General features: G+C 67.0%; 15 protein-coding genes and 1 tRNA gene. 5 read left to right on the top strand and 11 right to left on the bottom strand.

Annotated elements, in window-relative coordinates:
- Positions 1 to 135: 135 nt before the first annotated feature.
- Entirely contained in the window at positions 136 to 759 is a 624-nt protein-coding gene (locus ACLBKU_RS02200) for a TetR/AcrR family transcriptional regulator (protein ID WP_410177898.1), read from the bottom strand.
- Positions 760 to 871: 112 nt separating this feature from the next.
- On the opposite strand from ACLBKU_RS02200, the gene ACLBKU_RS02205 reads away from it, so the two are divergent.
- Positions 872 to 1,453: a hypothetical protein gene (locus tag ACLBKU_RS02205; protein ID WP_410177899.1), complete on the top strand. Its 582-nt coding sequence runs from the start codon at positions 872 to 874 to the stop codon at positions 1,451 to 1,453.
- 405 nt (positions 1,454 to 1,858) lie between these two features.
- On the opposite strand, the gene ACLBKU_RS02210 is transcribed toward ACLBKU_RS02205, so the two are convergent.
- The gene (locus ACLBKU_RS02210) at positions 1,859 to 4,144 is read right to left on the bottom strand and encodes a putative bifunctional diguanylate cyclase/phosphodiesterase (RefSeq protein ID WP_410177900.1); all 2,286 of its coding nucleotides are present in this window, start codon (positions 4,142 to 4,144) and stop codon (positions 1,859 to 1,861) included.
- Positions 4,145 to 4,197: 53 nt separating this feature from the next.
- Positions 4,198 to 4,695: a methylamine utilization protein gene (locus tag ACLBKU_RS02215; RefSeq protein ID WP_410177901.1), complete on the bottom strand. Its 498-nt coding sequence runs from the start codon at positions 4,693 to 4,695 to the stop codon at positions 4,198 to 4,200.
- Between the two features lie 111 nt (positions 4,696 to 4,806).
- Between ACLBKU_RS02215 and ACLBKU_RS02220 the strand changes: the two genes are divergently transcribed.
- Positions 4,807 to 6,210 (top strand): glycosyltransferase, encoded by a 1,404-nt coding sequence (locus ACLBKU_RS02220; RefSeq protein ID WP_410177902.1) that lies wholly within the window; start codon positions 4,807 to 4,809, stop codon positions 6,208 to 6,210.
- Here ACLBKU_RS02220 and ACLBKU_RS02225 read toward each other — a convergent pair.
- The 3 genes from ACLBKU_RS02225 to ACLBKU_RS02235 all read right to left on the bottom strand — a co-directional run bounded on the left by ACLBKU_RS02225 (position 6,207) and on the right by ACLBKU_RS02235 (position 7,349).
- Entirely contained in the window at positions 6,207 to 6,479 is a 273-nt protein-coding gene (locus tag ACLBKU_RS02225; protein WP_410177903.1) for an Hpt domain-containing protein, read from the bottom strand. The genes ACLBKU_RS02220 and ACLBKU_RS02225 overlap by 4 nt on opposite strands.
- Entirely contained in the window at positions 6,476 to 6,841 is a 366-nt protein-coding gene (locus ACLBKU_RS02230; protein WP_410177904.1) for a response regulator, read from the bottom strand. The genes ACLBKU_RS02225 and ACLBKU_RS02230 overlap by 4 nt, the downstream gene beginning before the upstream one ends.
- 316 nt (positions 6,842 to 7,157) lie before the next feature.
- On the bottom strand, positions 7,158 to 7,349 hold the full coding sequence (locus ACLBKU_RS02235) for a hypothetical protein (protein ID WP_410177905.1): 192 nt from the start codon (positions 7,347 to 7,349) through the stop codon (positions 7,158 to 7,160).
- A 4-nt stretch (positions 7,350 to 7,353) separates the two neighbouring features.
- Here ACLBKU_RS02235 and ACLBKU_RS02240 point away from each other — a divergent pair, with 4 nt between their 5' ends.
- Positions 7,354 to 7,611 (top strand): LysR substrate-binding domain-containing protein, encoded by a 258-nt coding sequence (locus ACLBKU_RS02240; RefSeq protein WP_410177906.1) that lies wholly within the window; start codon positions 7,354 to 7,356, stop codon positions 7,609 to 7,611.
- A gap of 160 nt (positions 7,612 to 7,771) precedes the next feature.
- On the opposite strand, the gene ACLBKU_RS02245 is transcribed toward ACLBKU_RS02240, so the two are convergent.
- Positions 7,772 to 7,862: transfer RNA gene (locus ACLBKU_RS02245), tRNA-Ser, on the bottom strand.
- A gap of 268 nt (positions 7,863 to 8,130) precedes the next feature.
- Between ACLBKU_RS02245 and ACLBKU_RS02250 the strand changes: the two genes are divergently transcribed.
- On the top strand, positions 8,131 to 9,159 hold the full coding sequence (locus tag ACLBKU_RS02250; protein ID WP_410177907.1) for a peptidylprolyl isomerase: 1,029 nt from the start codon (positions 8,131 to 8,133) through the stop codon (positions 9,157 to 9,159).
- A 115-nt stretch (positions 9,160 to 9,274) separates the two neighbouring features.
- Here ACLBKU_RS02250 and ACLBKU_RS02255 read toward each other — a convergent pair whose 3' ends face one another.
- From ACLBKU_RS02255 to hemF, 4 genes are all read right to left on the bottom strand, one after another.
- On the bottom strand, positions 9,275 to 9,637 hold the full coding sequence (locus ACLBKU_RS02255; RefSeq protein WP_410177908.1) for a VOC family protein: 363 nt from the start codon (positions 9,635 to 9,637) through the stop codon (positions 9,275 to 9,277).
- A complete protein-coding gene (locus ACLBKU_RS02260; RefSeq protein WP_410177909.1) occupies positions 9,634 to 11,724 on the bottom strand; it encodes a RelA/SpoT family protein in 2,091 nt (696 codons plus the stop codon). Before ACLBKU_RS02260 ends, ACLBKU_RS02255 begins: the two co-directional genes overlap by 4 nt.
- Before the next feature lie 102 nt (positions 11,725 to 11,826).
- A complete protein-coding gene (locus ACLBKU_RS02265) occupies positions 11,827 to 12,270 on the bottom strand; it encodes a hypothetical protein (RefSeq protein WP_410177910.1) in 444 nt (147 codons plus the stop codon).
- Positions 12,261 to 13,118 (bottom strand): oxygen-dependent coproporphyrinogen oxidase, encoded by an 858-nt coding sequence (gene hemF / locus ACLBKU_RS02270; RefSeq protein WP_410177911.1) that lies wholly within the window; start codon positions 13,116 to 13,118, stop codon positions 12,261 to 12,263. The genes ACLBKU_RS02265 and hemF overlap by 10 nt, the downstream gene beginning before the upstream one ends.
- A 119-nt stretch (positions 13,119 to 13,237) precedes the next feature.
- Here hemF and pdeM point away from each other — a divergent pair, with 119 nt between their 5' ends.
- Positions 13,238 to 13,957 carry a ligase-associated DNA damage response endonuclease PdeM gene (gene pdeM, locus ACLBKU_RS02275; protein ID WP_410177912.1) on the top strand — a complete coding sequence of 240 codons (720 nt, stop codon included), beginning with the start codon at positions 13,238 to 13,240 and terminating at the stop codon, positions 13,955 to 13,957.
- The last annotated feature ends 23 nt before the right edge of the window (positions 13,958 to 13,980 follow it).

Below are 13,980 nucleotides of genomic sequence, written 5' to 3' on the forward strand. Positions count from 1 at the left end.
GCAACGGGATGCTCGCCACAAATTGCACCGATCTACAGAGTTGCTGCATCAGACCGGAAATCCATGAAATCTGGGAGAACAGGTGGCGGTGCTGTCAAGCGCAGCGCAACTCGTCCCCGCTGAAACACGAACGCATCAAGCGGACGCCTGTCCCGTATCGATCCCGTCGACCATCGCATGAAGCGCGGCAAAGAAAGCCGCTTTCTCATTTTCGGCGAAGAGCTTGAGGCCAATTGCATTGCAGAGCCAATAGCCGTCGAGCGCAGTGCGGATAGCAAGCACCTTCGGATAATCCGGGTGTGCGCCGTGCTGTGCGAGGCGCTGTTGCATCATGACACCGAACGGGGACAAGAGATCCGGCTCGTTCGCCACAGCTGAAAGCAAGGCTGCGGCCATTCTCTCCACCTTCGGGTCCGGAGTTTCGGTCAATCGGATCCAGGCATGCAGCTGCGGCTTGAGATCCCGGCCCGCGATCCTTTCGATGATCTCTGCATCGCCTTCGAACACGGCGAGCAGTCGGTCGAGCATTGCCCCGATAAGGTCACGCTTGGTTGGAAAGTGGTGGAGCACGCCGCCCTTGCTCACGCCGGCCCGCAAGGCGACGGCATCCATCGTCAGGTGCGCAGCCCCAGTCTCGAGGACGAGCGTCTCGGCGGCGTCGAGCACCGCCTCGCGCCGTTCACCCGGTGCCTGGCGCCTAGCTGTCTTCGCCATCTTCATCCCTTCACTCGGCGCGCACCATAGCGCTGCGAGCACCATGATCAACGCCACCGCAAAAAGCTAGCAGGGCGGCAAAACCGTCTATATGGACGGTATTGCGGATCATCTGGACTGATTCGTGCCGTCATCACCTAGCCCGAAGAGGACAGCCATGCGCCTCCGTCTTGAACCTTTCGCCTATGCGATCATCGCCAGTGCCTTAGCAATCTCGCTCGGTCACCTGCTTGGCCATGACCCCTTGCAGCGAGCACTGTACATGACCCGGTTCACTGCACGCGTTGGCTTGCCGCTCGTGCTTCTGATCTACACCGCTTCCTCACTCTACCGACTATGGCCCAATCAGTGGACGGCGTGGCTGGCACGCAATCGAAGGTCGCTCGGTCTCAGCTTTGCACTCACGCACAGCGTTCACCTCGGGGCGGTGCTCAATTACATCGCGCAGCCAGGCAGTCCGCCGCAGCCAGCCGCCGGCATTATCGGTTACGTCTTCATCTACATGATGGCATTTTCGTCGAATGCGGCATCGATGAAGAGACTTGGGCAATGGTGGCATCGCTTGCATGCGGTGGGCGTGCAGGTTGTCTTCCTCTACTACCTGTCCGGCTACGCCTCGATGCTATTCGAGCCGGAGATGCGCGCGCTTGGCCTCGCAGTGGTGCCGATGCTGCTTGCAGCACTCGCCGTGAGAATTGCAGCATGGCGTAAGCGCTCGGTCGCAACAGTGCGCGTCTAGACGGCTGTCGCCCCAATCCATCGGAATACGCGGGGATCTATCTTCGAGCGCTTAGGTCGAGGCAAGGCGGGGAAGTTCAAGCATGTTTCGCATCCAGCCAGACAATGTCTGCCGGACATCTTCCGCGCTGATCGCGGGGGAGACATGGCTTCGTTCCAACGCGAAGCCTTGCCGCAATGCGATGAAGATCGCCGCAGGTTCAAGCGATAGCTCGGTGGTATGGGGCCGACGCGGAGCTCTCCATTTAGCGATGACCAGGCGGCAGCTCTAGACCCGGAAGGCGATCATTATTGCAGGACTGGAACGCTGTCTCTTTCAGCAGCTATGCCGGTTACGCGATCGACCATCGGTCGCATTCATGGCCGCACATCAATGGCGATCAGTGTGTGCGATCTCTCAACCGACTCAGGCGCGCAGCTGGCGATCATAACCTGAGCCTTCGCGCAGCATGCCGGCGACGGCGTCGGCGCTCACCGGACGCGAGAACAGGTAGCCCTGGATGTGCTGGCAACCCTCCCGCGCAAGCACCTCGAACTGGGCGATGTCCTCCACCCCCTCGGCGAGGGTCTCCATCCCGAGCGCGCTCGCGAGCGAGGTGATCGCGCGGATCACCGCGTGGCCATTGCTGCTGGTGCCCAGATCCTCGACGAAGCTCTTGTCGATCTTGACCTTGTCGAAGGGGAAGGAGCGCAGGTAGCTCAAGGAGGAATAGCCTGTCCCAAAATCGTCGAGCGCGATGCGCACGCCGAGATTGCGCAGCGAATGCAGCGTCGCCAGCGTTTGATCGACATCGGCGATGAAGATGCTCTCGGTGATCTCCAGTTCGAGCCGGCGCGGCGCGATCCCGCTCGCCGACAGCGCCGACAGGACAGTCGCGGCGATCCCGCTCGCGGCGAACTGCTTGGGCGAGACGTTGACCGCGACCGAGACGTCCTCGGGCCAGGTGCTCGCCTGGTGGCAGGCCTCGCGCAGCACCCATTCGCCGATCGGGATGATGAGACCGGTCTCCTCGGCGAGTCCGATGAAGTCGGCCGGGTTTACGCGCCCGCGGACCGGGTGGTTCCAGCGGATCAGCGCCTCGAACCCGGTCAGGCGCTCCTCCGCGAGGCTGTAGAGCGGCTGGAAGTTGAGCTCGAACTGGCCCTCCTTGATCGCCGTGCGCAGGTCCAGCTCGAGCTGGCGGCGCCGGCGGGCGGCCTCGTCGAGCGAGGGCTCGAAGAAGTGGTAGGTGGCCTTGCCCTCGTGCTTGGCGCGATAGAGCGCGAGGTCGGCGTTCTTCATCAGGGTGATGCCGTCCTTCCCGTCGCCCGGCGCGACCGCGATGCCGATGCTCGCCCCGCAGGCGGCGTGCTGGCCGTTGATGGTGATCGGCCGGTCGAAGCTGCGTTGCAGCGTATCGGCGATGGTCCCGAGGTCCGCGCTCTCCTTGACCCCGCCGACGAGGATCGCGAACTCGTCGCCCCCGAGCCGCGCGACGATCGCATCGGGGAGGTCTTCGCGCAGGTGATCGGCGATGATCCGCAGCAGAGCATCGCCCGCCGGATGGCCGAGCGTGTCGTTGACCATCTTGAAGTCGTCGAGGTCCACATAGGCGATCAGGACCTTCTCGCCCCGGCGCCGCCGCGCGAGGGCGTTGGCGAGCTGCTCGGTGAACAGCTTGCGGTTGGGAAGGCCGGTGAGCCCGTCGTGCAGGCCGACATGGACGATCTGCCGCTCGCGTTCCTCGATTGCGGCGACCATCTGGTTGAAGCTGCCGGCGAGCCGTCCGATCTCGTCGTCGGTCTCGATCGCGAGGCTGACCTCGCGGCCTTCGCCGATCATGCGGGTCGCGGCGTCGAGCTTCTGGAGCGGCTCGGTGACGCTGCGCGCGACCTTCCAGCTCATCCCCAGCACCATGGCGATCCCGCCGATCGCGAGCGCGATGAGCCAGGTCCTGAGGCTGGCATAGGCGGCGAGCGACCGGGCGAGGGCGTGGCGCAGCACCAGCCGCGGCGCGACCCCCTGCTCGAGCACGGCGAGATCGGAGGTGTGATAGAGAAAGCGCTCGCCCTCGGCGCTGCGTTCGAACACCTCGCCCGGCGCCGCATCGCGCAGCCAGCCTGGCTGGGAGCCGGTCTCCACCACCTGCGCCTCGAGCGCGATCGGGGCCAGTTCGACCAGCCGGTCGAGCTCCTCGCGGTCCAATGGCTGCGCGATCACCAGCCAGCCGATGAGATCGGGCGCCTCGATCGGTGCGGCGGCGGCCAGCGCGAGCCCCTGCCGCGAGCGGATGATCCCCTGCGTTTCGCCCGCATCGAGCCGGGTCATGAGAGCGGCGGGCGACGGCACGGCCGCCGCGTCTGCGGCGAGCGCCTCGCCCTCGAGGGTGAGGACGAAGGCCTTGCCGCTGCGGGCGCGGCCCTCGAGACTGGCGAGCGCGCTGGCGATGGTCGGCACGTCTCCGGTCGCGACCGCCTCGCGGAAGCCGAAGTCGCGGGCGAGGACGCTGGCCTGATCGCCCATCTGTCGTCCCCGGGCGGCAAGGATCTCGTCGAAGACGCGGGCATTGGCCTCGAGGTCGCGCGCCGCGCTCGCCTCGCCGAAACGCTGCAAAGCCTCGGCCGCGAGCGAGATGACGAGGCCCAGCACCATCGCGAACAGCCCGGCATAAAGCAGCGCGATCCGGGTGCGCAGCGTTCCGAAGCGCAGCATCCCGAGCCGTGCCAGGCTTGCGCGTGCGGGCGCGCCAGAGGCTTCGGCCGGGGTCACCGCAGCGTGACCTTGAGCTTGTGCGCCTGCGCCCCGCCGGTGACCGAGAGCGCCGAGGTGCTCTCGTTGTCCGCCCCGCGCAGCTGCGGGTGCCACACGGTCACGCGCGCAGGGCCGGCCGGAACGCCGGTCAGGGTGACATAGCCGTTGTGGTCGGTCTTGTCGGCAAACGGCGTATCCGAGACCCGGATGTAACCGCGCATCCGGTCGTGGATGTTGCACCCGAGCTTGACGCTGGCGACGATCGGGAAGGCTTGACTGCGGGTCTGGTCGCGGCCGTACAGCTCGATGGTGAAGCGCGCGGGCTTGGAGAAGCTGTAGATCGAGTGGCGCACGTTATCGAGGTTGGGAAAGGCAACCGTGCTGCCCTTGGGAACGACCAGCGTGCCGGGCACAAACTGCTGGTTCTTCTGGCCCATGCCCATTTTCCAGGGGTAGCGGACCGGACCCGCGTCGCCCGCGGCGCTGTGCAACTCGACCACCGCATCGCTCACCGGCAGGCCGTTCGCGTCGACGACGCGGCCGCGAGCGAGGCCGCGCGCCTGACGCTCGAGGAGCGGCGGGGCACATGATTTTTCAAACCCGCCGCATGGGCGCGCGACTGGATGCTCGACGCGGCGCAGTGGATAGCGCTGGTGGTGATCGTCACTGGCCTTGCCCAAACCGCCTTCTACGTCGTGCAGCTCGTCTATGCCGCGATCGCGCTCCACAACCGCCCGCCGGTGCCGCGCGGCGCAACCCTGTGGCGTCGCTACTCCGACCAGGCGCCGCCCATCGCGGTCATCGCGCCCGCCTACAACGAGGAGCTGACCGTCGTCGAAAGCGTGCGCTCGCTGCTCGCCCTGCACTACCCGAATTTCGAGGTGCTGCTGGGCAACGACGGTTCGAAGGACGGCACGCTGGCGCGCGTGATCGCCGAGTTCGGGCTGAAGCGGGTCGGGCGCTATATCGACAAAAGCGTGACGCATCAGCCGATCCGGGGTTTCTACGCCAGCCCCGACCTGCCGCGCCTGCTGGTCATCGACAAGGAGAACGGCGGCAAGTCCGCCGCGCTCAACGCCGGGATCAACGCCTCGCGCTCGCCCCTCTTCTGCGCCATCGACGCGGACTCGATCCTCGAGACCGATGCGCTGCTGCGCGTGGTGCGGCCCTTCATCGACTTTCCCGACCGGACGATCGCGGTCGGCGGCACGATCCGCATCGCCAATGGCTGCACGATCGACGCGGGCCGTGTGACGGGCGTGCGGCTGCCGCGCAACTTCCTCGCGCTGGTGCAGATCATGGAATACCTGCGCGCCTTCCTCATGGCCCGTCTCGCGCTCGGCCAGATGCAGGCGCTGACCGTGATCTCCGGCGCCTTCGGCCTGTTCAGCCGGCAGCGCGTGGTCGAGGTCGGCGGCTACAGCCACGGCACCGTGGGCGAGGACATGGAGCTCGTCGTCAAGCTCCACCGTCACATGCGCGACCTGAAGCTTCCATACCGCATCGATTTCATCCCCGAGCCGGTGTGCTGGACCGAGTGCCCGGAGGACGTCGGGGTCCTCGCCCGCCAGCGCAGCCGCTGGCAGCGCGGGGCGCTCGAATGCTTCGCAAAGCACCGCGACATGACCTTCAACCCCCGCTACGGCCGGATCGGCTTCGTCGGCTTCGGCCACATCGTGCTGGTCGACGTGCTCGGGCCGCTGATCGAGGTGCTCGGCTACCTGCTCGTGCCGCTGCTGTGGGCGCTGAACCTCCTCGCCCTGCCGTGGCTGCTCGCCTTCCTCGCGGCGACCTTCACCTTCGGGATCGCGATCAGCGCGCTGACCCTGATCCTCGAGGAGGTGCAGCTGCGCCGCTTCCCCCGCGCCCGCGAGCTGGCGATCCTCGGCTTTATCGCGGTGGTCGAGAACCTCGGCTACCGCCAGCTGTCGAATGTCTGGCGGCTCAAGGGCTGGTGGCAGTTCGCCCGGCGCGAGCAGGGCTGGGGAGCGATGACGCGCAAGGGCTTCGGCGGCACGACGGCCTAGCCGCGGGCGCGTTCGATCGCCGCGATGAGCTGCGAGAGCTGCCCCGCGTAGTCGGCGCCGCTGCGCGCGCTTTCCTCGAGCTGCAAGGCGGTCTCGCCGACCTCGGGCGCCCCCACCATACCGGCGAGCCCGGCGAGCTTGTGGGCGCGCTCGATGATCGTCTCCCGGTCGCGCCGCGCCCAGGCAGCGCGGAGGGCCTCGATCTCGCCGGGAAGCCGGTTCGCGAACTTCGCCCTGAGCGGCGCCAGCCAGTCCTCGTCGGATGTCATGCGAGGAAGCCGCGCACCTGCTGCGCGAGGCTCATCGGGTCGAAGGGCTTGGCGATCACGCCGCGCGCGCCCTGCGTGGCGAAGGACTGCATTTCCGTCGGCTGGGCCCGCGCCGTGATGAACACCACCGGCAGCTGCGCGGTCCGGGGATCCTCCCGCAGCCGTGCGAGTGTCGCGGGGCCGTCCATGCCGGGCATCATGACGTCGAGGAGGACGAGGTCGGGCATCCAGTCCGCGACGGTCGCGATCCCCTCGGCCCCGCTCGACGCGGACCGCACCTCGAGCCCTGGATCGAGGGACAGCGCCAGCAGCGCGATCTCTCGAAGGTCGGGCTCGTCGTCGACGTACAGGATGCGGAACATAGGATGATTTACTTGGGCTTGGCGGGTTTCGCCATCACGCTTTTCGTGAGGGTCGTGGGGTCACGACGAAGCCTGATCTCGCTTGGCTCGACTGCTGCTGGACGGTAGCGAAAACCATCTTCTATTCGCGTCGTTTACGACCCTGACGAGGGATAATCCATGTCTTGGAGTTCCACGCCACTTGGCGCCAGAAGCCGCCCCCGAAAGGAGAGAAGGTGTCCGGTGCTTGGACTTCTCGCATCGATCGGAGCTTCCTCGTCGCTGATGGCGAGACAAGTTGGCTCATGCGTTCTCTCGACTGGTCAACCTCACCCTGCTACGCCTTCCTGCCGACCGCGACGATCAGGGTGTCGAAGAGGATGCGCACCGCGTCGCCCGCGCGGGTGGCGACGAGCACCCGGTCCTCGATCCGCGCCGCCGTGTGGCCGGTGAGGACGCGCACCCCGTCGGCTGCGAAAGGCCAGTAGGTTCCGCGCACCGTATCATTCCAGCCGCGGCTGACCGTCAACACGGTGCGAGCGGCGCTTCGCTCTGCGATCGCAGGCGTCGGCGTCACCAGGCTCTACTCCTATCACGTCGCCGAGGCGGTCGCTGCGGGGCAGCTGCGCATCGTTCTCGCCCACGCCGAACACCCCCCGCTACCGGGGCACCTTCTGACCCCGGCGGGGCGGGTCTCGATGCCCAAGGTTCGCGCCTTCCCCGATTTCGGAGCACCGCGGCTGCGCGCCGCGTTTGCACGCCTTGCTGTCGAAGCCGCCGCGATGAATTGATCTCCATCTCGGTGAGCGCGGCCCTCAAGCGGCCAGCCGAACTGCAGCAGCTTTCGCGACCCGAGGCAGGTCCGGGACGATCCAGGGGCCAGCTTATCGGAGAGCGGACAAGGGAGCAGAGCCCTCAGGAAGAAAAAAGGTCAACCCAATCAGTATAGATTGGCGGAGCAGGAGGGATTCGAACCCTCGATACGGTTTTGCCGTATACACACTTTCCAGGCGTGCGCCTTCGACCACTCGGCCACTGCTCCGTGCTCACAAGTGCGCTACCGCTTCGCTGCATCGGCGCGAGGAGGGACGCCTCTCGGGGCAAGTGCGCGCCGATAGCGGCGAACGTGCGGGGGCGCAAGGCGCTGTGGATTGGTCGGCTTGTGAAATCGTGGTAAAGGAATCGCCGTGGCCAGCGCTGCGCGGATTCGGCATTCCCTGCGAACGCTGCCTCGAGAGCCCCTTTCCGCCCCTCGTGCGCGCGGAAAGGGGTTTTTGCTTTGGCGGGCGAGTGTGCCACAAGCATCGCCCATGAGAACCGCATTCCTCGCCGCTGCCGCGGCCCTCGCCCTGACGCTTCCGTTGGCCGCGCAGGAGGCCGCCAAGCCCGCCTACCCCGCCCCGAACGAGATCGTCGCCGCCGCGCCCCCGGCCGACTGGGTGGCGATCCCGGCGGAGGACCTGCTGGTGATGACCCTCGCCCCCGATGCCAAGGGCAAGCCCCGCACTGTGGTGATCCAGCTCATGCCCGCGCCCTTCTCGCAGGGCTGGGTCCACAACATCCGGCTGTTCGCGCGGGCCAGGTGGTACGACAACATCTCAGTCAACCGGGTGCAGGACAACTACGTCACCCAGTGGGGCGATCCCAATTACGACAACCCCGAAGCCAAGGGGAAGCCGAAGCCGCTGCCCGGGGGGCTGAAAGTGATGACGGAGAAGGAGTATACAGTTGATGTGACAACGTCAGCTGCGGCGGGCGTTGATGGCGCTCTTCAAGACGAGTTTGAGAGCTTAACCGAGCAGCGCGGCAGATGGCGCGAAGGAACTGACAAGCTGCCTCGCACCGGCAATTATGCTGATTTCGATTCCTTCTTTGAAGGGTGGCCCTTCGCTGGCAACGAGGATAATCCTGATGTCTGGCCCACCCACTGCTACGGCATGGTCGGCGTCGGCCGGAACTACTCCCCCGACACCGGCTCGGGTGCGGAGCTCTACACCGTGATCGGGCACGCCCCCCGCCATCTCGACCGCAACATCGCGCTCGTAGGGCGGGTGATCGAGGGGATGCAGCACCTCTCCTCGCTCCCGCGCGGGTCGGGGGCGCTGGGGTTCTACACCGAGGAGGAGGCGGGCAAGCGCACGCCGATCCTCACCGTCCGGGTGGCGAGCGACCTGCCGCCTGCCGAGCAGCCCAGGTTCGAATACCTCTCGACCGAGAGCAAGACCTTCGCGGCTTACGCCGAGGCCATCGCCAACCGCCGCGACCCGTTCTTCATCGTGCCGGCAGGCGGCGCGGATATCTGCAACATCCGGGTGCCGGTGCGGCGGGCTGCACCTTAATCGTCATTGCGAGGAGCCAAAGGCGACGCGGCAATCCATGGACTGACGTTGACCAATGCAGAACCGTCAATCCATGGATTGCTTCGCCTGCGGCTCGCAATGACGAGGAAGGAACTTACACCCGCTCCATCAGCTCGATGCGGTTGCCGAAGGGGTCTTCGGTGAAGAACCGCTGGTAGCCTTCGACCGGCTTGTCGTCACGGATCGCGCAGCCCGCCGCTTCCAGCCGATCGCGCAAACCGGCAAGATCGTCCACCAGCAGTGCCGGATGCGCCTTGCGGGCGGGGCGGAAATCGGGATCGACGCCGAGATGCAGGGCCAGCGTGCCGCCGGTGAACCAGCAGCCGTTCGGCGAGAGGTTGGCGGGCTTGGGCACCTCGACCATCCGCAGCAGCCCGGCATAGAACTCGCGCGCCCGCTCTTCGCCGCCTGCGGGAATGGCGAGCTGAACATGGTCCAGCCCCAGGACGGCCATCATTGCCGCTCCGCCTGCGCCACCGCGTCGCTCGCCCGCAGGGCCGAGACGATCCGGTTCAAGTGCGCCACGTCCTGCACCTCGACCTCGATGTCATAGGTCACGAAAGGCGGGTCGAGCTGCGACTGGGCGAGGGTCGTGATGTTCGCCTTGTTCTGCGCGAAGATGCCCGTCATCTCGGCAAGCGTGCCCAGCCGGTCGTAGATCGTCACCGAGAGTTGGCCGAGCGCGCCCACCGAGCGGTTGCCCCAGGCTAGATCGATCCAGTCGCTGTCGACCCCGCTCGCGAGTTCGAGGCAGTCGATCGCGTGGACGGCGACCCGCTCTCCCTTGCGGCGGATGCCGACGATGCGGTCGCCGGGGACCGGGTGGCAGCAGGTCGCGAGCTCGAAGGCGACCCCCGGTGTGAGGCCCCGTATCGAGATCGCTCGCTCGCGCCGGGTCCAGTGCTCATCCTCGTCGATCCCGGCGGTGCAGCCGGGGACCAGCGCCTCCATCACCTCGCGGTCGGATATCTTGGCCGCGCCGATGGCGTACATGAGGTCGTCGGGCTCCTCCATCCCGAGCCGCTCGACCGCCTCGCGGATCGCCTTCTTGCCGATCTTGGCGGGGACGCGCGCGGAAATCTCGTCGAACAGCTTGGCGCCGATGCTCGCGACCTCGGCGCGCTCCTTCATGCGCACCGCGCGGCGGATCGCGGCGCGCGCCTTGCCGGTGACGACGAAGGCGAGCCACGAGAGCTGCGGCGAGGCGCGCGGGTTCCTGATGATCTCGACGACGTCGCCGTTGCCCAGCGGCGTGCGCAGCGGCATGTGCCGCCCGTTGATCTTGACCCCCGCGGTCTCGAGCCCCAGCTTGGTGTGCACCGCGAAGGCGAAGTCGACCGCGGTCGCGCCCTTGGGCAGCTGGAACAGCGCGCCCTTGGGGGTGAAGGCGAAGATGCGGTCCTGATAGATCGCGAGCCGTGTGTGCTCGAGCAGCTCCTCGGCATCATGGCTGGCATCGACGATCTCGATGAGGTCGCGAAGCCAGCCGACCTCGCCGTCGGGCTTGTCGCCCTGCTTGTAGGCCCAGTGCGCGGCGAGGCCGTATTCGTTGGTGCGGTGCATCTCGCGGGTGCGGATCTGCACCTCCACCCGCATCGAGTTCTCGTACATCAGCGAGGTGTGCAAGCTGCGGTAGCCGTTCGACTTCGGCGTCGAGATGTAGTCCTTGAAGCGCCCGGGAAGGAACTGCCAGGTGGTGTGGAGGATGCCCAGGGCCCGGTAACAGTCCTGCTCGCTGTCGGTGAGCACGCGGAAGGCCATGATGTCGGTGACCTGCTCGAAGCTGACGTGCCGCTCGGACATCTTGTGCCAGATCGAATAGGGGTGCTTCTCGCGCCCCGAGACCTCGACCTTGAGCCCGGCCTCGGCGAGCGCCTGCTTGATCTTGAGCGCGATGTCGTCGACCTGCCCGCCGTCCTGCGAGCGCAGCTGTTCGAGCCGCCCGGTGATCGTGGCATAGGCCTCGGGCTCTAGCTCGCGAAAGGCCAGCGCCTGCATCTCACGCATGTATTCGTACATCCCCACGCGCTCGGCGAGGGGGGCGTAGATGTCCATCGTCTCGCGGGCGATGCGCTGGCGCTTCTCCGGCGACTTGATGAAGTGCAGCGTGCGCATGTTGTGGAGGCGGTCGGCGAGCTTGACCAAGAGCACGCGGATGTCCTCGGACATCGCCAGCAGGAACTTGCGCAGGTTCTCGGCCGCGCGCTCGTTCTCGGGCATGGCCTCGATCTTGGAGAGCTTGGTGACCCCGTCGACCAGCCGCGCGACCTCGCTGCCGAAATGGGCCTCGATGTCGTCGATGGTGGCGAGCGTGTCCTCGACCGTGTCGTGGAGCAGCGCGGTGATGATGGTCGCCTGATCGAGCTTCAAGTCGGTCATCAGCCCGGCGACTTCGACGGGGTGCGAGAAATAGGGGTCGCCTGACGCGCGCTTCTGCGAGCCGTGCTTCTGCACGGTGTAGACATAGGCGCGGTTGAGCATCGCCTCGTCGGCGTCGGGGTCGTAATCGAGGACCTTCTCGACGAGTTCGTACTGGCGCAGCATCACCGCAGAATATGTGCGCCGGGGCCGCCTGCCGCAAGTGCGAAGAACGCCGCAGTCACGGCGCCCACAGCGCGCCTATCGCCGCCCCGCCATTCGCCCCCCTCACGGGTCGAACCCGCAGCGGCGTTCCAGCGGCTCGATCGCGCTGCGAAGATCGCCCCTTGCGCGCGCGGCAGAAACATCTTGGGCAACCTTGTCGCGGGCCGCGACGAGATCCTGCGTCAGCACGGCTTCGTAGCCCTGTGTCTCGATGCCCCCGCGTTTCGCTTCGGAAAGCCTGCCAGCGGCGTGCAGTTCGTTGAGGATGGTCAGGCTGTGCTCAGTCCAGCGCTTGCCTCGCGCAGCCGCGGGCTCTCGTTGAGGATTGCTCTGGGACAGAGCGCTGCCGAGGAACAGGTAATAGCCAGCGCAGGCGATGCCGGCTTCATACTGGGCCATGTCGCGCGGCGGCGCGGCGGGCACCTGCGCGCCGAGCGGCGCAGCGGCGAGCGCAAGGCTCGCGAGGCCCGCTGCCCCCTTGGCGATTGCAAACAGCCTCACGACCACGTGGCTCTGGGCGGCAGGCTCATCAGGATCGCATCGATGTTTCCGCCGGTCTTGAGGCCGAAGATCGTGCCGCGGTCGTAGACCAGGTTGAACTCGGCATAGCGCCCCCGGTATTCGAACATCTGCGCCTCGTCGGCGGCGTCGAAGGGCTGGTTCATCCGCTTCCTGACGATCGCCGGGAAGATGCTGAGGAACTGCGAGCCGATGTCCCGGATGAAGGCGAAGTTGGCCTCGAAACCCGCCTCGTCGGTGCATTCGAGGTGGTCGCAGAAGATGCCGCCCACGCCGCGGTGGACCTTGCGGTGGGGGATGTAGAAATAGTCCTCCGCCCACTTCGAATAGCGCTGGTAGTAATCGGCTCCGTGGGGATCGCAGGCGGCGCGCATCGCGGCGTGGAAGGCTTGCGTGTCCTCCTCGTAGGGGATCGGCGGGTTGAGGTCCGCTCCGCCCCCGAACCACGCCTTGGTGGTGGTGAGGAAGCGGGTGTTCATGTGCACCGCGGGCACGTGCGGGTTGCTCATGTGCGCGACGAGGCTGATGCCGGTCGCGACGAAGCCGGGGGCTTCCGCGCTTGCCCCGTTGATCGAGCCCGCGAACTCCTTGGCGAAGCTGCCGCGCACGGTCGAGACGTTGACGCCGACCTTCTCGAAGATCTTGCCCTTCATCAGGCCCTGCACCCCGCCGCCGGGATCGGGATTGCCTTCCTCCTCGCGGTTCCACGGGGTGTAGGTGAAGGCAGCGTCCGAGCCCGCCTCGCGCTCTACGCTCTCGAAGGCGGCGCAGATGTCGTCGCGCAAGGCCTCGAACCACGCGCGGGCGCGCGCGGTGTGTGGTGTCCAGTCCGTCATACAGCCCCATCCGTCATTTTCGCGGGCCAGCATAGGCGATGGGGCGCGGCGCACAAGTCCCCGATCGGGTCGCCGCAAGCGGTCTTGCCAAGCCGCCTGGCGGCAGGCAGAGGAGGCGCATGGTTCGCGCTATGTTCGCCCCCTTCGCCTTCGCCGGTCACGAGCTCGCGCTCGGCGCGGCGCGCGCGCTCTACTGGCCGGCGGAGCGCGCGCTGCTGGTCGCTGACCTGCACCTCGAGAAGGCGAGCTGGTTCGCGGCGCGCGGCCAGATGCTCCCGCCCTACGACAGCCGCGACACGCTCGAGCGGCTGGCGGACGCGGTGAAGGCGACCGGCGCGCGGCGGGTCATCACATTGGGCGACAATTTCCACGACGATGCGGGCGCGCTCCGGCTCGACGCGCATTGCACCGGAATGCTGGAAGCGCTGACTCGGTCGCTCGACTGGGTGTGGATCACCGGCAACCACGACGAGCAGCTGCCGCGCGGCTTCGGCGGCACGATCGTGGAGGAACTCGCGATCGGCGGCGTGATCCTGCGCCACGAGGCCCGCCCCGGCGAAACCGCGCCGGAGCTCTCCGGCCACTATCACCCCAAGCTGCGCCTCAACGTCAGGAACCGCCACATCGCCCGCCCTTGCGCCGTGATGGGCCGCAGCATGGGCGGGACCGAGCGCATGATCCTGCCCGCTTTCGGCAGCCTTACGGGCGGGCTCGACGCGGCCCACCCCGAAATCCTCGGCGCGCTGCAACCGGCCGCGCGGATCGAGGCGCTGATGCCCGCCGATGGCCGCATCGCGCGTTTCCCGCTATGGCAGGCGGCGGCTCAAGACTCCACCTAGCGCTCAGGCCCGTTTCGCACTAC

This window comes from Erythrobacter sp. NE805, from assembly GCF_046452355.1.
Taxonomy (GTDB): Bacteria; Pseudomonadota; Alphaproteobacteria; order Sphingomonadales; family Sphingomonadaceae; genus Erythrobacter.